The 16553-nt window shown below is 55.0% G+C and carries 18 protein-coding genes and 1 tRNA gene; 9 read left to right on the top strand and 10 right to left on the bottom strand.

The features are described 5' to 3' along the window. The first annotated feature begins 19 nt into the window (after positions 1-19). The 3 genes from E2H98_RS07420 (at position 20) to E2H98_RS07410 (ending at position 2808) form a co-directional block, all read left to right on the top strand. Positions 20-95 (top strand) — tRNA-Ala (locus E2H98_RS07420). Positions 96-284: 189 nt separating this feature from the next. Continuing rightward, complete coding sequence (locus E2H98_RS07415; protein ID WP_133588370.1) at positions 285-1973, top strand: AAA family ATPase; 1689 nt, start codon at positions 285-287, stop codon at positions 1971-1973. Positions 1974-2121: 148 nt separating this feature from the next. Then, a complete protein-coding gene (locus tag E2H98_RS07410; RefSeq protein WP_133588372.1) occupies positions 2122-2808 on the top strand; it encodes a chitosanase in 687 nt (228 codons plus the stop codon). 28 nt (positions 2809-2836) lie between these two features. On the opposite strand, the gene E2H98_RS07405 is transcribed toward E2H98_RS07410, so the two are convergent. After that, positions 2837-3202, bottom strand: a complete 366-nt coding sequence (locus tag E2H98_RS07405; protein ID WP_133588374.1) for a hypothetical protein — start codon at positions 3200-3202, stop codon at positions 2837-2839. A 14-nt stretch (positions 3203-3216) separates the two neighbouring features. Continuing rightward, on the bottom strand, positions 3217-3783 hold the full coding sequence (locus tag E2H98_RS07400; RefSeq protein WP_133588376.1) for a helix-turn-helix domain-containing protein: 567 nt from the start codon (positions 3781-3783) through the stop codon (positions 3217-3219). A gap of 115 nt (positions 3784-3898) precedes the next feature. On the opposite strand from E2H98_RS07400, the gene E2H98_RS07395 reads away from it, so the two are divergent. Further along, positions 3899-5050 (top strand): benzoate/H(+) symporter BenE family transporter, encoded by a 1152-nt coding sequence (locus tag E2H98_RS07395; RefSeq protein WP_133588378.1) that lies wholly within the window; start codon positions 3899-3901, stop codon positions 5048-5050. Between the two features lie 121 nt (positions 5051-5171). Here the strand turns inward: E2H98_RS07395 and E2H98_RS07390 are convergent, their stop codons facing one another. Both E2H98_RS07390 and E2H98_RS07385 read right to left on the bottom strand, forming a co-directional pair. Then, positions 5172-6122: a GlxA family transcriptional regulator gene (locus E2H98_RS07390; RefSeq protein WP_133588380.1), complete on the bottom strand. Its 951-nt coding sequence runs from the start codon at positions 6120-6122 to the stop codon at positions 5172-5174. 65 nt (positions 6123-6187) lie between these two features. Then, positions 6188-6748, bottom strand: coding sequence for a cysteine hydrolase family protein (locus E2H98_RS07385; RefSeq protein ID WP_133588382.1), 561 nt, complete (start codon positions 6746-6748; stop codon positions 6188-6190). 195 nt (positions 6749-6943) lie between these two features. Between E2H98_RS07385 and E2H98_RS07380 the strand changes: the two genes are divergently transcribed. Further along, positions 6944-7531, top strand: coding sequence for a hypothetical protein (locus tag E2H98_RS07380; RefSeq protein WP_133588384.1), 588 nt, complete (start codon positions 6944-6946; stop codon positions 7529-7531). Next, the gene (locus tag E2H98_RS07375) at positions 7528-8487 is read left to right on the top strand and encodes a cation diffusion facilitator family transporter (protein ID WP_133588386.1); all 960 of its coding nucleotides are present in this window, start codon (positions 7528-7530) and stop codon (positions 8485-8487) included. Before E2H98_RS07380 ends, E2H98_RS07375 begins: the two co-directional genes overlap by 4 nt. Here E2H98_RS07375 and E2H98_RS07370 read toward each other — a convergent pair. Continuing rightward, on the bottom strand, positions 8467-9216 hold the full coding sequence (locus E2H98_RS07370; protein ID WP_133588388.1) for a VIT1/CCC1 transporter family protein: 750 nt from the start codon (positions 9214-9216) through the stop codon (positions 8467-8469). The two genes, E2H98_RS07375 and E2H98_RS07370, sit on opposite strands and share 21 nt — an antisense overlap. A gap of 82 nt (positions 9217-9298) precedes the next feature. Next, positions 9299-9625, bottom strand: coding sequence for a low molecular weight protein tyrosine phosphatase family protein (locus E2H98_RS07365; protein ID WP_133588390.1), 327 nt, complete (start codon positions 9623-9625; stop codon positions 9299-9301). A 131-nt stretch (positions 9626-9756) separates the two neighbouring features. Here E2H98_RS07365 and E2H98_RS07360 point away from each other — a divergent pair, with 131 nt between their 5' ends. Together E2H98_RS07360 and E2H98_RS07355 are read left to right on the top strand one after the other, a co-directional pair. Continuing rightward, positions 9757-10188, top strand: coding sequence for a hypothetical protein (locus E2H98_RS07360; RefSeq protein WP_133588392.1), 432 nt, complete (start codon positions 9757-9759; stop codon positions 10186-10188). A 139-nt stretch (positions 10189-10327) separates the two neighbouring features. Further along, positions 10328-12874 carry a sulfite reductase flavoprotein subunit alpha gene (locus tag E2H98_RS07355; protein ID WP_162848151.1) on the top strand — a complete coding sequence of 849 codons (2547 nt, stop codon included), beginning with the start codon at positions 10328-10330 and terminating at the stop codon, positions 12872-12874. A 421-nt stretch (positions 12875-13295) separates the two neighbouring features. Here E2H98_RS07355 and E2H98_RS07350 read toward each other — a convergent pair whose 3' ends face one another. The 4 genes from E2H98_RS07350 to E2H98_RS07335 form a co-directional block, all read right to left on the bottom strand. After that, on the bottom strand, positions 13296-13739 hold the full coding sequence (locus E2H98_RS07350; RefSeq protein ID WP_133588398.1) for an ExbD/TolR family protein: 444 nt from the start codon (positions 13737-13739) through the stop codon (positions 13296-13298). Further along, positions 13739-14461 carry a MotA/TolQ/ExbB proton channel family protein gene (locus E2H98_RS07345; RefSeq protein ID WP_198325258.1) on the bottom strand — a complete coding sequence of 241 codons (723 nt, stop codon included), beginning with the start codon at positions 14459-14461 and terminating at the stop codon, positions 13739-13741. The genes E2H98_RS07350 and E2H98_RS07345 overlap by 1 nt, the downstream gene beginning before the upstream one ends. Before the next feature lies 1 nt (position 14462). After that, positions 14463-15098 (bottom strand): energy transducer TonB, encoded by a 636-nt coding sequence (locus E2H98_RS07340; protein WP_133588400.1) that lies wholly within the window; start codon positions 15096-15098, stop codon positions 14463-14465. A 132-nt stretch (positions 15099-15230) separates the two neighbouring features. Next, the gene (locus E2H98_RS07335) at positions 15231-15707 is read right to left on the bottom strand and encodes a GNAT family N-acetyltransferase (protein ID WP_133588402.1); all 477 of its coding nucleotides are present in this window, start codon (positions 15705-15707) and stop codon (positions 15231-15233) included. A 356-nt stretch (positions 15708-16063) separates the two neighbouring features. Here E2H98_RS07335 and E2H98_RS07330 point away from each other — a divergent pair, with 356 nt between their 5' ends. Then, entirely contained in the window at positions 16064-16543 is a 480-nt protein-coding gene (locus E2H98_RS07330; protein ID WP_133588403.1) for a hypothetical protein, read from the top strand. The last annotated feature ends 10 nt before the right edge of the window (positions 16544-16553 follow it).

Here is a 16553-nt window from a genome sequence, read left to right as displayed (position 1 = left end):
AGGGAAATCCAAGACGTTTGGGGATGTAGCTCAGTTGGTAGAGCGCGTCGTTCGCAATGACGAGGCCAGGGGTTCGACTCCCCTCATCTCCACCAAATCAAGAAAGCCGCGAAGATCGCGGTTTTTTTGTCGGCAGCTTGTTCGGTGGGATGAGGGGAATCGAACCCGAGGCAGAGCAGAAGCGCTCCTACCTCTCTCGCGGAGACCGCCAAGACGACACACTTGCGCGACAGGCACCGCTCAGTTAGCTTGCGCTTTTCAGGGACGATTCGGAGACTGCCAGGATGCGGCAATCGGACGCATTGACGCTTTTGCGTTTGGGGTACAACACCTTTCTTACCGGTGCTGCCGGCAGCGGCAAAACCTTTCTGCTCAATCGCTATATCACGATGCTGCGCGAGCATGGCGTGACCGTTGCGGTTACCGCTTCAACCGGTATCGCGGCCACCCATCTTGGCGGCCAGACCATTCATGCCTGGAGCGGCATTGGCGTGCAGCGTACGCTCGATGAAAAAGCGTTTGAAAAGCTGACGAAGAACCGCGTCATTCGGCGCCATGTCACTGAAGCGCAGGTATTGGTCATCGATGAGATTTCTATGCTGCACGCGTTTCAACTGGATTTGGTTGATCAGGTGCTGCGCCGACTGCGCGATAACGAAGCGCCATTCGGTGGCATACAGCTGATTGCCTGCGGAGATTTTTTTCAGTTGCCGCCGGTCACCGGCGCTGAAGATCCAGCCAGCGAACGGCAATTTGCCTTTGAAGCGCAAAGCTGGCAGCGCGCTGATTTCAACATTGCCTATCTGACGGAAAACCATCGTCAGGGTAATGATTCGCTGCTGACGGTGTTGAACGATATTCGCAGTGGCCACGCCGGCGAACACACAAAAGTGCCACTGCGCACGCGCTACAAAAAACCGCCGGTCGGCGTTGGCGCCGTACAGCCAACCCGGCTCTATGCACGCAACATCAATGTCGACAGCATCAATGAAAAAGAGCTCGCTGCGCTACCAGGAAAAACGGTCGAATTTGTCATGGAAACGCGGGGATTTGCGGCACTGGTCGAAGGCCTGAAACGCAACTGTCTGGCGCCGGAAACTTTACGACTGAAAATCGGCGCCGAAGTGATGTTCGTCAAGAACGCACCGGACGGCAGTTTCGTCAATGGCAGTCGTGGCCGTGTGCTGGGTTTCGATGCCGAAACGGGTTGGCCGGAAGTGCAATTGCTCGAAGGTCAGCGGCTGCTGGCTGAACCGATGGAATGGCGGCTGGAAGAAGAGGGGGTTATTCGCGCCGCGCTCAAGCAGTTGCCGCTACGCCTGGCTTGGGCAATCACGATACACAAGAGCCAAGGCATGACGCTCGATGCCGTTGAGCTGGATTTGTCCGATGCGTTCGAACCGGGTATGGGTTACGTCGCGTTGTCGCGGGTGCGCACACTCGGTGGTCTGACACTACTTGGCTTGAATGAGATCGCGTTGCGAGTGCATCCGGCCATTCTCGCTCGCGATGGGCAATTCCGGCGTTTGTCGCAACAGGCGGTCAGCGAATTGACTCGGCTGTCCGAAGAGGAGCAGCGCCGTCGAATGGATGCTGCACTATTCGAGCGCTTCAAAGGCCTGCCAGCCGAAGGGCTTGGAGCAGGCAAATCACGCCGGCAACGCAAAGCAAAAACCAAGGCCGTCGCCACGCATGAACTGACCCGCTGTCTGCTCGAGCGTAAATTAAGCTTGGCGGAAATCGCCAATGAGCGCGGGCTGACCGTAGGTACCGTACTCAGCCATATGGAAAAACTGAAAGGGCAGGGTGCGCTGCCTGACCTGCTTCACTTGCGTGACGACATTGACGAATTCGATGCCATTCTCTGTGCTTGGTCAACTTCCGAGGATGGTAGGCTCGGGCCGATCCATCAACGTTTCGGTGGCCGCCATTCCTTCGAAACCTTGAAGCTTGTGCGATTGTTTTTACCCTAGGTCTGCCCGCGAAATCTGCTTTTGCCGGGGTCATATTCCATTCGCCATTAAAAAGCGTGTTATGTAAGAACCGTTCGCGCGATCGGCTTGGTGCTCAAGCATTCTCTGTCATGATTGCCTGACCAAGCCACAAAAGGATGTCAGGCAAATGGAATTGACTCCCGCCCAGCGCGCTATCATCGAGCGCACGATCAATGTCGTCGAAACCGGTAAACCCGATGGCAATTATGCCGCCATCGTTCGCTATGCCGATGGTCCGCACAATATCCGGCAAATTACTTACGGCCGTTCACAAACGACCGAGTACGGCAATTTACGTAAACTGGTACAAGCTTATGTTGCTGCCAACGGCATGTTCAGCCACGAGCTGTCGGTGTACGCCGATCGGGTGGGAAGCGACCCTTTGACCGATGACAACAACTTCATTGCTTTGCTGAAAAATGCCGGCAAGAACGATCCGGTGATGCGCAAGGTTCAGGATCAGTTTTTTGATGACGTGTATTTTCGCCCGGCCATGCAATGGGCTGATGATCATCAATTCAAGTTGCCGTTGTCAGCGCTGGTGATTTACGACTCGTTTATCCATAGCGGTCAAATCCTGTGGTTTCTGCGCCAGCGCTTTGCCGAGAGCCCGCCTTCGCTTGGCGGCGATGAGAAAAAATGGGTCAAAGCGTATGTCGATGTGCGTCATGATTGGCTGGCCAATCATCCGCGCAAGATCCTGCAGAAAACCGTTTATCGCACACAGGCATTCAAAGATCAGATCGCCAAGAATAATTGGGATTTGAGCCAGTTGCCGCTGATGATGAATGGTGTGGCGGTGACGCCGGGGTAGATACTCGAAATAATCTGCTGAACAGTGTTTATAAGTCGTCTAGAAATCGGTCGGCAAAGGAATCCACCTTTCCATCACCGTCAAAATCAGTAATTCCTTTTTCTCTGAGCAGTTTTATTTTGCCTTGATGCTGTCGGTAACGAAGGTAGACGGCAATGGCGACAGCGATGAGTCCTGCCACGCAGAAAATGAAAATGCCAATATTGGTAGCACCCGCACCTTGCCACTTTGGGATTTCGGTATTGCCAACGCGAAATGCGGTATGTGCACCAAACTCAAGTATCCGATCAAGGCTTATGACGCCAAAGATGATGAAAAGCGAGCCGAAAGTAAAAAACAAGAATAGGGCACCGCGAAGCGTTGCCCAAATCTCTGCTAATCGATTACGTCTCATTTGCCAGTTGCTTCTCATCGCGAATATCGAATCACATCATAAAACACCGCCGGTTTCCTGCCGCGATTGCGATAGCCATGCGGTTTGTCGGCGGCAAAGCGCAGCGCATCGCCTTCATTGAGTGTTTGCCATTCGCTATCAATCAACACTTCCATTTTGCCTTTGGCGACGATGACGATTTCGGTGACGCCGGCTTCGTGTGGCTCGGAATGGCGCTCATCGCCGGGCTCGATGGTCAGCTCGAAAATCTCGAAACCGAGGCCCGGCTCGAACGGCAACAAAGGCGCCACCGTCATCTGATCGCCGCCTGGATTACGACGCAGCTTGGCGACGCGGCGCAGTTGCGTGGTTGTCGGGATTTCCGGTTTCGGTTCCAGCAAACTGGAGAGCGAAACGCCGAAGCCGGTAGCGATTTTCCACAGAGTTGCGACCGTTGGACTCGACTCGCCGCGCTCGATTTGGCCGAGCATGGCCTTGCTGACGCCGGTGGCTTCGCTGGCTCTGTCGAGGCTCCAGTTGTGCTGGTGGCGCAGTGCGCGCAAGGCATTGGCGACTTGTTGGCTGGTTTCGTCGAGTGGCATGGCTGGGGAAACAATCCTGTTCCAAAAATACCATTGTGCGTTATAGCGCACGAATGTTAGGGTGGCGTCTGTGCGTTTTAGCGCACGCCGCAAAAGTTACCCGATTGAGACGCTCATGAACAGCCGCTTTTCGTTTTCTCATCTGATTGCCGGGTTTATTGCCGTGCTGGTCGGTTACACCAGCTCGGTTGCCATTGTCTTTCAGGCCGCGCATGCGCTGGGGGCGACGCCCGGACAGCTCAGTTCCTGGCTGCTGGTTTTGGGCTTGGGTATGGGGGTGACCTGTATCGGTCTCGCCTGGTATTTCAAAACGCCGGTGCTGACTGCGTGGTCGACGCCGGGCGCAGCGTTGTTGGTGACTTCGGTCGATGGCATCACGATGCCGGAAGCGATTGGTGCGTTTCTGGTTTCCTCCGGTCTGATGGCGCTATGCGGATTGATGGGCTGGTTCGATGCGTTGACGCGGCATATTCCGCGCTCACTGGCCGCAGCGATGTTGGCCGGTGTGCTGCTGAAGTTTGGTCTTGATGTGTTCGTGTCGATGCAAACGCAATTGCTGTTGGTCAGTGTCATGGCCGTGGTGTATTTCATCGGCAAACGCTGGTTCCCACGCTACGCGATTGTTGCTTGCCTCGGTGTCGGTTTATTGGTGGCGGCATTGCAGGATTTGATCGTCGTTGAGCAACTGCAGTGGCAAATCTCGAAACCGGAACTTGTCCTGCCGCAGTTTTCGCTTGGCGCGATCATCGGCGTTGGATTGCCGCTTTTTATCGTCACGATGGCTTCGCAAAATGTGCCGGGTTTGGCGGTGCTGCGCGCCAATGGTTATCAAACGCCAGTTTCGCCGCTGATCACCACCACTGGCGTCACCGGCATGTTGCTGGCGCCATTCGGCGGCTTTGCCTTTAATTTGGCCGCGATCACCGCCGCAATTTGCATGAGTCCCGATGCCGATCCGGATCCAAAGCGGCGTTACTGGGCCTCGATTTGGGCCGGCGGTTTTTATTGCCTGACCGGGATTTTTGGTGCAACGGTAGTAGCGTTATTTGCCGCATTACCGACGGCTTTGATTCAGGCGATTGCCGGTTTGGCATTACTTGCCACTATCGGTAATGCCATGACCGGCGCATTGCATGAAGAGCAGGGGCGTGATGCCGCGTTGGTCACTTTTCTGGTCACGGCATCAGGCTTATCGCTGTTTGGTGTTGGCAGTGCGTTCTGGGGCTTGCTGTTTGGTTTGGTCGTTTTGCGCGCGATGCAGAAATAGTGCGCGAATCAGTTCGATTCATCCGAGCGAGGTGGGTCCGGATTTATCCTGACATAGTGGCCCGGCATTGCAGTGCGAATAAATTCGCACCTACCAAGTACATCCGAATTTATTCGGACAATCAATGCGCCGTCTTACGCACTTCCGATGGTGCTACGCCGTGTTCGCTGTGCCAAGCCCGACGCAAACTGCGGGCACTACCGTAGCCGCTCAGCTCGGCGATTCGTTCCAATGAATGCGAAGTTTCTTCCAACAAGCGCTTGGCGTAATCAAGGCGAATGCGCTGCTGATAGTCATGCAGGCTGATGCCGGTGATGTCGCGAAACATTCGCGTTAAATGGCGCACCGACATATGCACTTGATCCGCTAGCTGATCGAGACTCAAACGCTGCTCCGGATGCTGGCAAATGATGTCCTGCACTTGATGAATTTTTGGATGCAGATGATTGCGCCAATTGAGCCAAGGGCTCAGCTGCGGGTCGTCGCCGCTGCGGCGCAAGTACACCACCAGTTCACGCGCGACGGACATGGCCACGTGCTGATTCCACCACTGCCCAATCAGAAACAGGGTCAGATCCAATCCGGCCGTTATGCCTGCGCTGGTATAGACGTTGCCGTCTTGAACAAAAATGCGATCATCGCGAACGTTCGCGTACGGTTCCACTTCGCGAAGTTGTGGGCAAAGGCTGTGGTGAGTCGTGCAGCGTTTGTCGCGCAGTAATCCTGCCTGCGCGGCGAACAGCGCGCCAGCACAGACGGTGACCAGTGTGTGACTTGGTTTTACGGTATCGCGCAGCCAGGCAATGCTCTGCATGTGCTCCGCGCTGATGTTCGTGTATTGATGGCCGTGGGTGCCGATGACCATGACAATGGCGTTATCGGCAATCGATTCCGGCAGCATTTGAATGCCGCTCAATTGCAAGTCAGTTAACAGCGCGATATCTGGTTGTGGGCCGACCATATGCAAACGCAAGCGAGGTTCGGCGCGATTAGCGTAGTGCAGCGCCTGCCATGGCCCAGCAAAATCGAGCAGGACCATGTTCGGCATCATTAGCATGTATAGATCGCGCATCCTCTACTCCACGGCACTCAAGTCATACTCACCGGCATGACTTGAGTGCGGCTTCTCCAAATTTCTCAAGCCTTCATTCGTTCCAACGCCTGATCAACATTCACGATCTCGGCAAACCGGCCTTGCAACACCAACTCTGTTTTCTGACGAATTTCTTCGGCTGAAAATTCCTTGCCACTTGCTTCATGACGCATCGGGAAGGTCAGCGTCGCTTCGGTGACAAAGTCGACCTCAAAACCTAAATCGTAGGCAACCCGTGTCGTGGTTTCGCAGCACTGCTCGGTGCGGATGCCGGTAATCACGACATGGTTGATACCGCGTTCGGTCAGCCAGCGCTGCAAGCCGGTGGTAGTAAACGCGTTATGGGCTTGCTTCTGGAACTCGACGTCGTGATGGCTCGGCACGAACTCGAACGGCTTGACGAGGCCTGATGCCAGGCTGAAAGGCCCTTCCGGCTCGACATGCATGATACGCACAATCGGGACGTTTTTGGCCATCGCACCGTGAATCAGGGTAGCGAGCTTGTCGGCAAAGGCTGGTACTTCCTGCTCGCGCCAGTAGGTTTTTTTCAGGAAGGATTGCTGCACGTCAATAACGAGAATAGCTGATTTTCTTAGCACTTTCATAGCTTGGCTCCTGTGCCGGGGTAGGTGATAGGAGGCCAGTGTAAGTTCGTTCAATGCCATAAAAGAGGCCGGCGCTGGACCAAAAGCGGACAAATCCGGCCATCTTGTGTCATTCCCCTCGTTGGTCAAAGCAGCGCTTGTCATCGCCAGAGATTATGCTTGCAGGCTAGCTACCCAAGGCGTTGAGACAAAAACATGGACCGCGACGCGCTGCGCCAGTTATACCCGAGTGAAGGCGATACTCGCTGTATTGCCCTGAAGCTGCAGGAACCTCGCCAGCTTTATAGCTTGCTTGACCCGGCACCGTTTCATCAGCGCGAGTTGGATGCGGAAGCCGCGCAATACTTGCTGGAAGCTGCACGTGAATTGGCAGACGAAAGAAAAGTCAAAATCGTGCTGTATTTTCCGATTCTGCCGGATGAGTCCACACGCAACGATTTGGCTCATGCCATTCACCATTATTTTTATTACCGGGCGTTGAAACTGCACCAGCAACGCCGGCATTTGTTGCGCATCGGCCGCAAGGCACTGGTGGTCGGTCTGATTTTTTTGGTGTTGTGTCAGACCCTGGCGTTGACGGTGTTCAATCAGCCGGTGTTGCATCATACCTTGCTGAACACTGGCGTCGTCATTCTCGGTTGGGTGGCAATGTGGCGGCCGGTGGAAATTTTCCTGTACGAGTGGTGGCCGTTACTGCAAGATCAAAAATACTGTGAGCGTCTGCAATCGATGCCGATTGATATTCGCGAACGATCCACCCTGCAATCGACCTCCATTCCATGACTGAACACGAATATCACCACGCTACGCCGGCTTCGCTTCCCCCTTCGCTGGAGAAATGGGCCTGGCTGTCGGTACTGGCTGCGGTATTGACCATTGCGCTGAAACTGGCGGCCTGGTGGTGGACCGATTCCGTTGGTCTGCTGTCCGATGCGATGGAATCGATCGTCAATCTGGTCGCGGCGATTTTTGCCGTGATTGCCGTCCGGGTTGCCGAAGCGCCGGCTGATGACAATCATCATTTCGGGCACGACAAAATTGAATATTTCGCTGGTGGTTTTGAGGGCGGTTTGATTCTGCTGGCGGCGATTGGCATTGCCTGGGCCTCGATTGATCGGTTGTTGAATCCAATGGATTTGCAGGCAATTGGGCTCGGTGCGGTGTTGGCCGCAATTGCCTCGGTGATCAACGGTGTCGTTGGCTGGAAGTTGATGAACATCGGCAAGCAACATCATTCATTGACACTGGAATCCGATGGCCATCATTTGTTGACCGATGTCTGGACCTCGGTTGGCGTTATCGCGGCGATTGGTATTGTTGGGATTAGCGGCTGGTGGTGGCTGGATCCGGTGATTGCGCTATTGGTGGCGATCAATATTTTCTGGACTGGCGGCATGCTGATTTACCGCGCCTGGAGCGGGTTGATGGATGAAGCGCTCGACGCCGAAAGCGCACAGACATTGACCAAGATCCTGAAGCATCACTGCCAGACGCCACTGAAATGGCATGCACTGCGTCATCGTCGTGCAGGGCGACGCGCATTCGCCACGGTGCATGTATTGGTTCCTGGCCGTTGGACCATGTTGCAAGCACATGATCTGGCAGAAGCCATTGAGGAAGATGTGCGACAGCAACTACCGAATCTGGTGCTCAGCATTCATTTGGAGCCGCTCGAAGATGAGCGGGCTTATGGTGATTACGAACCCTTGGAGCATTCTTCAGTTCAACCAAAGGCGTAAACCATGCCCGGCGATGTAAGCGAGCATCGCCGCGCTGCCGCCAGTAAATAGCGTTTGCAATCCGGCGCGCCAGGCTCGCTGTTGCAGTACTCGGCCTTTCAGCCAACCGATCGAGAAAAACATGAGCGCGGCCAGCGATGCGCTGATCGCAAATCGTGTGTTGGTGTCGAGTTCGGGCCATAGAAATGGCAGCAAAGGCATCAGGCCAACGCCGACAAACGCCAGAAAGGTCGCAACTCCGGAACGCCAGGGAACGGGCAGGTTGGTCGACAAACCCCATTCTTCGCGCAGCATGGTATCGAGCCAGCGATTTTTATCTTCGGTAATGGTGCTGACGATGCGTTCCAGGGTTTCACCATCAAAACCTTTCTGGCGGAAAATCTCCCGAATTTCTTCGCGCTCACCTTCCGGAATCGTTTCGATATGCATCGTTTCGATTTGTCGTGCATGCTGGATGTGTTCGTGCTGGGCGCGAATGGCCTGAGAGTTGCTGATCGCCATGCTGAAGCCGTCGGCGATTAAATTGGCGATGCCGAGAATCAGCGCGACAATCGGATCAAACCCGGCGCCAATCGTGCCGGACACCACGGCAAAAGTCGTAACACAGCCATCAATACCGCCGAGTACGGCATCGGGCAAATGACTGGCACTGGGCGGCTTTCGCAAGCGTCGCCGAATGGCGTCTGGCTGGTGTTCCCGGTGCAACGGACTGTGTGGCGAAGAGGACATAATCGAAGCCATCCGATCAAGGATAACTTATCTTAGCTACGGCACGCCTTGTCGGCACGAGATTTGTGCTTGCGTGCCAACATCAATTCAGGTTCAAGACTTTCGCGACTCGCCGCTGCAGTAGCGCAATCAGTTCCGGTTGCAGGTAATCGTAGTGATCCGGAATATCAAGGCAAACGAGTCGTTTGTCTTTCAGCAATTTCGGAAATCGCTGCGCGACTTTTTGCCGATGAAATTTTTCCATGACCAGGATCACGTCGGCCCATTGCACCAGGTCACCAGTCAATGGTGTTTCGGCGTCGCGATTGGTGCCGCAGCTCAATGCTTCGATTCCCGGCATTTGGGCAAACACTACCTCTGCAGTCGGGCTACGCAAGCGATTCTCGGTGCAGACAAACAGAAGTTTCATCGTTCATCGTATGCTTTTCGTTTAACGTCCGCAGTCTAACGTGGTGCCGCCAATATGCTCAATGCTCATGACCGGCTTCGCGAACGGGTTTTACACTCGACCTACCTTGAATGAAAAAAGTCAGAACAAGGATGTTACGGAAAAGTCTGTCGATTTGTGCTCTGTATTGTTGTGTCGCCATAGGTCATGCCAACGCCAATGATTTCAATGGCGTGTGGGAGCTCGTTTCTGGTGAATATGTTGATGGCTCAGGAAAGCTGGTTGACTATCAAACGCTGGGGATGAAATCGGTGAAATTGCTCGCGGATGGTCATTACCAATTCATCAGCATGGCCGGCGACAAGTTCTGGGCTGCTGGCGCAGGCACCTATCAGGTTGAAGGTGAGCGTTATGTCGAAACGCCGCGCTTTGTTTCCTATCCGATGGAGACGGCCACGGTTTACGCGTTTCGTTTTCGACGGGATGGCGAGCTTTGGTGCAACGAACGCTGGCAGGATGGCCGCCGGGTTGAATACGAAGTCTGGCGCAAACAGGGCGCCACTGCGGACAAGGCCAAGCCGTGAACGCGCGGGTGTGGCGGTAACCCGTAGCAAGCCCAAGATGCGATTTTCCACAATCTCTTCATGAAAACGACTATCTTCCGAGTTTGATAATCATTATCGTTTGCACTGATTGCCGTTCCTCGGTCTCGGGTACGTCGTTGTGAAACGTTTCTGGTTTCAAATTCACTGGTTCTTGGGCATCACCGCTGGTGTGGTGTTGGCGGTCATGGGTATTACCGGTGCCACGCTGTCGTTCGAGCAGGACATCCTGCGCCTGTTGAACCCGGAAGTGATGACTGTCGAGCCAGGCGAGCGCGCGTTGGCGCCCTCCGAGCTGGTCGCCAAGGCCCGTGAACAAATGCCGGATAAAGCGATTATCGGCATAACCCGTTCGATGGCGCCGGACGATGCCGGGCAAATCGGTTTTGAAGGCGGTCGCCGTGGCGATTGGCATTACCAGAACCCGTACACCGGCGCGCTGCTTGGCAAGCCCGAGCGCGGCCACGATTTAGTGCACTTGATGGAAGATATCCATCGTCGCTTGGCCGCTGGTGATACAGGCAAGGCCATCACCGGCGCTTCGGCACTTATCTTGATTCTGATGTGCTGCACCGGACTTTATTTGCGCTGGCCGCGTCAGCTCGGCAATTGGCGCACTTGGCTGAGCTTTAGTTGGGCGCTGAAAGGTCGCAGTTTTCTCTGGCAGATGCACGCCGCAGTCGGCACTTGGGTGTTGATCGTTTACTTGTTGTCGGCGTTGACCGGTTTGTATTGGTCCTACGATTGGTATCGCAACGCGCTTTACGATTTAACCGGCACGCCAAGGCCGAATCCACCAGCGCAGCAACAACAAGCACAGGCATCAGGTCAAGAGAAAACCCAGCGCGGTGAGTGTGCGGAAAAAGCGCCACGTCCGGAAATCGATGTCGATAACGTTTGGCAGGCGTTCGAACGCCAGCTGCCAGCCGGGCTCTCCAGCGTCACGATGCGCTTGCCGGAGAAAGCAGGGCGGCCGGTCGAGTTTCGCTATCTTGATGCCGAGCCGGCACATAGCCGGGCCAGCAATACGTTGGCGCTGCAAGCCGGTGATTTGAGCGTCACCAAACATGAGCGCTATGCCGATTTACCGGCTGGCGGCAAGTTGATTCGCAGCATGTTCGTGTTGCACACCGGTGAGTTCTTCGGCCTCGTCGGCCTCATCATCATCATGATTGCCAGCGCGCTGATGCCGCTGTTCGCGATTAGCGGTTGGATGCTTTATCTTGACCGTCGCCGCAAGAAAAAAGCGGCGCGCGCTACCGCCAGCGGCTTCACAACCGCGAACGCAGCTGGTCAACAAACCTTGATCAGTTTCGCCAGCCAAACCGGTTTTGCCGAACAACTGGCCTGGCAAACGGCGGGTGCATTGCAGGCCGCTGGCGTGCCGGTTACCGTCAAACCTTTGGCTGCGATCGAGCGCGAACAATTGTCGCAATACGACAAGGCGTTGTTTGTCGTCAGCACCTTTGGTGATGGCGAAGCACCGGACGCCGCGCAAGGATTTGTGCGACGCTTGATGCCTGAGCAAAGCTCGCTGGAGTGCTTGAGTTTCGCCGTGCTGGCACTCGGCGATAAACAATACGAAACCTTCTGCGCGTTCGGTCGCAAACTGGAGCAATGGCTGTCCGGCAACGGCGCCAAAGCACTGTTCGAGCGTGTCGAAGTGGATAATGGCGATCCGCAAGCGATCGAACAATGGCGACAACATCTGCAAACCCTGACCAAGACGACGATGCCGGAAATCAAAACCTTTGCTGACAACTACACCAGCTGGTGCCTCAGTGAGCGACGCTGCCTGAACGAAGGCAGTGCCGGTGAGGCGATGTTTCATTTGGCATTGCAACCGCTGGATGGCCAACTCGAATGGCAAGCCGGCGATCTGATCGATGTATTGCCAACACACAGCGAACAAACCATCAGCGATTGGCTGCAAGCAACCGGTTGGCCTAGCGATGCCGAAATCGACGGCGAACCGTTGCCGCAATGGCTCAGCAAACGTGAACTGCCAGAACCGCAACTGGCAAAAAACTGGAAGCTGGAACTGGTCAGCAAACGTCTGCTGCCATTACGCCCGCGCTCGTATTCCATTGCTTCCGTGCCGGAAGATGGTTCGCTGTGGTTGCTGGTGCGGCAATCGCAGCGCAGCGACGGAAAACTCGGTCTTGCTTCCGGTTGGCTGACCGAGCAATTGAACATTGGCGATACCTTGCCGATGCGTGTTGTGCGCAACGAACGTTTTCACTGCCGTGAGATGAATAAGCCGATGATCTTGATTGGCAATGGTTCGGGCCTATCAGCTTTGCGTGCGCATATCCGCGCGCGTGAATTGGCCGGTGCCAACAACAATTGGCTGTTGTTTGGTGAGCGCAACGCTGAGTTTGATTTCTACTACCGAGAAGAAATTGAGCGCTGGCAGCAAACTGGTGTGCTGGCACGTGTTGATGTCGCGTTCTCACGCGACCAGCAGCAACGTGTGTACGTGCAGGATAAATTGCTGGCCGCTAGTGATGAGTTGAAGCAATGGCTCAGCAATGGTGCCGCGATCTATGTTTGCGGCAGCATGGTGGGCATGTCGCAAGCCGTTGATCAAACGCTAAAGCAAATTCTTGGCGAAGCGGCTGTTACGGAACTGGCCTTGGCGGGGAGTTATAATCGAGACGTATATTGAAGGTGGTGTTCAGCATTCTCCGGCTTATTGTTCGAATAAATTCGAACCTACCTCTGCGGTGTTCGCGGTTCTGTAGGTCCGATTTCAATCGGACAATTCTAATAAAGTGAAATCAAGTATTCGCCCAGCGTCGCACCAACGCGGAACCACGGTGACCGACACCGATGTGTCGCGTAGCGGTGCAGTGAATTTCGGTGATGAGACTTCTTCTGGTTTATAGGCTGGTGCCTCCTGCTCGGCAGTTACTTTCACTTCCGGCAGGCGGGTTTCGCCTTGCTTCTGGTCGGCAGCCTGGGCGGCAAATGGCGGCGGCCAGAGGTGTTTTGCGGAATGGCATAGGGGTCCCCACGAAGATTGGTGTTGAGCTAGATCAAAATCAGGGGGCAAAAGATAATGATCAGCATTTAATGTTCAGTCTGTTCTAGACACTATTTTTCTGAAGCAGAACAGAGCCGGCTTGTTCTAGGGGCGGCTCGGTCAAAAAGCTCAGTTTTTCCAGCTTGGCGGCCTGCGCGGTGGCCAACACTTGCGCCACTTTTTCAAACGGCACCTGTTTGTCGGCCTGGATTTGCAGCTCTGGCTGCGGTTTTTGCGTGGCCAGTGTCGCCAGCTCGTCATCGCGCAGTGGCTGCTCGTTCCACATCAGCGCTCCGTCGGTGGCGATGCCAAGTTGATTGGCATCCGGTTCGGCGGCTTGTTCGGCGCCATCGGTTTCTGGCAGGTCGACTGGCAGCATACGGGTTAGCACCGGTACGGCCAGAATGAAAATAATCAGCAGCACCAACATAACGTCGACCAGCGGCGTCATGTTGATTTCGCTCATGATCTCATCCGGGCCATCGAATTCGCCGCTTCCAAACGCCATTAATGAGCCCCCACGGCAAGCCGTGGTGCCGAGTCGCGGCTGCGTAGACGCGAACCGGTGATGAAGTAGGCGTGCAGATCATGGGCGAATGACGACAGGCCCATCACCAATGCTTTATTGGCGCGGGTCAGCGCGTTGTAACCCATGACCGCTGGTATCGCGACGAACAGACCAAACGCGGTCATCACCACCGCTTCGCCGACCGGGCCTGCCACTTTGTCGATGCTCGCTTGGCCGGATACGCCAATCGCGATCAGCGCGTGGTAAATGCCCCAGACCGTGCCGAACAAACCAATGAACGGCGCGGTCGAGCCAATGGTGGCCAGCACGGCCAAACCAGCCTGCAATTGCGCCGTGGCATTCTCGATGGCCCGGCGCAGGCAGCTCGTTAACCAGTCGGAAATATTCAGCTGTGCGTGCAGGTCGCCGCGATGCTGAGCGTGGTGCTCGACGGCGCTGCGTGCTTCTTCCGCCAATTGACGAAACGGGTTACGACGGGCATCACCAAGTGCAGACAACGCTTGATCAAAGCTCTGGGCATGCCAGAACTGCTCGCTGACCATCCGGGCCCGGCGCCGCTGGCGCATCAACTGCACCGCCTTGACGGCCATCACCGTCCAGCTCAGCACCGACATGATCAACAGCAGTATCGCGATGGTTTTGATCACCCAGTCGCCCTGAGCCCAGAGCGAGGCGATGCCGTAAGGGGAATTCACACTCATTTCAGCTTTCCGATTGCAGTTCAAAAGTAACGGGAACCAGCACCCAGGCGGCAACGGTTTCGCTGCCTTGCTGGGCCGGCACAAAACGCCATTGGTTGACGGTGCGCATCGCGGCTTTATCGAGCCGCGAGAAGCCGCTGGATTCGGCCAATTCGATTTGGTCCGGAAGACCATCCGGCAGCACATGCACGCGCAGTAGCACCGTGCCCTGTTCGCCGCGTTTGCGCGATAACGACGGGTATTCTGGCGCTGGGTTATTCAAATAGCCGGCGTCAAAGCGCGGCTCGCTAATCACAGGAGCCACTACCGGAGGCGCGTCAGCTACCACAGGGCTGGGCGTAACCGGCGCACTGGCGATAACGGGTTCTGTCGTCGCGACCGGTTCGGGCTGTTTGATCGGTTTGGGCGCTGGCTTTTTAACCGGCTCGGGCTTGGGTTCCGGCTTCGGCGGTTCGGGTTTTGGCTGCGGCGGTGGCGGCGTGACAATCGGCTCCGGCACATTCGGTGTCACCATCGCTATGCGCACCGGCAGCGGTTTCGGCGGGATCAGCTCCGGCTCAACCGGGCGCAGCACGACAGCGAGTGCCAGCGAATGCAGGCCGAACACCACAACGAAACTGACGATCGCCAGGCGCATGTCGAGCCGGAATGATCAAAATAGGGGTGCGAATGATAATGTATTGCATTTGCAGATGAAGGTGACATTGCTTTCTACCCTGTAATCAGGCACGGGCCGAAGCTCTAGCTCGGCCCGCGTAAAGGCGTCGGCTCAAGCCGTTCTTTGTGCTTTGGCGACCAAGCGGGTCATGAACACGCTGTTCGGGTCGGGCTTGTATGCACCAAATGGTGCGCAATCGATAAAGCCGTGGCGCCGATACAGGGCTCGTGCTGAAGCGAAAAACGGCATTGAGCCGGTTTCCAGGCTGATGCGCTCAGCCCCTTGCCAACGCGCCTGATCCAACAGGAAATGCAGCAACTCGGTGGCAAACCCCAAACCGCGATGACTGGCGCGTATGCGCATCGATTTCAATTCAACGTGATCATGGCTCAAGGTTTTCAGCGCGCCGCAACCAATTAGCAAGTCATCCTGCCACATCGTCCAAAATCGAATCGACGGTGCCTTCAAGGCTTCCAAATCAAGCGCGTGTCTGCTTTCCGGTGGCGACACAGAGCGCATGTCCTGAATATGTTCTTCGAGAAACGCCGCGACTTCCGGGCCGGATAAATCATCTAGACGAATTTGCATGACTGACACCTTGCTGGGGGAGGGTGACCGGCGTTTAGCAAATGGTGGGCCAGCGGAAACATCGGAAAGTTCGCAGGCTTTGTCGCGAAAACAGCCTGAACGCGCTCAGGAATGGTGCGAGACTGTTCGAACTTGTGCAATATCAGGAGAATGAGAACAAAACGCCTGCTTGTTATATCAGATTGCGGCGCTTATCAGCGAGATAGTTTTTCATGGGCAAAGTTGTTCACCTTTTCGCTGTGTTGGCTGGTGCGGCACTGCTTACGATGCGAATGGCACCGTATTTCGAAGGACTTGCCTTTGACAAGTTCTGATCAGTTCCAATGTATGTGCTGTCGGTTTTCCTGTTGAGCTCGATGGCATTGATTATCCACGTCATCTTGTCCTCGATCACGGTTATACGACGAAAACAGCCAGTAAAAAGTCTACGCCCAGGTGTTGTTTACATTGCCATTTTGGTGTTGCTATTCGAAATTCGTTTTCCGAGCTATGTTGATGGCATGCGCGAGTCCATCTCTACAGGTGTTTCTCGTGCAGAACTTCAGGTATTTGCCACAGATGTACAAACACGCATTTTTAATTGGAACACGGCAGACGACTCTCAGCGGAACGTAAAATTCTTCAGAGAAAAATTTCCCAGGCTGCTGGCACTCAGTCCAATACCGCCTAGATTTCGAATCACTACAGATTATGTCGATGTTTTCTATGGTAGTGCGTTAACAAAACACTGGGGATTTATTGTCGGTGATATCAGTCAGTTTCCTATGGGCCACATCCCAGAGGGCATGTATCACCAAGTTTATGATGGTGTATGGGTTTATCATGACACTTGGTAGCACTTTTTCA

Origin of the sequence: Permianibacter aggregans, assembly GCF_009756665.1 — a bacterium.
In the GTDB taxonomy this organism is placed as follows: Bacteria; Pseudomonadota; Gammaproteobacteria; order Enterobacterales; family Permianibacteraceae; genus Permianibacter; species Permianibacter aggregans.
Note: the sequence above shows the minus strand (reverse complement) of the source record. Positions and strands in the feature narration are given on the sequence as shown.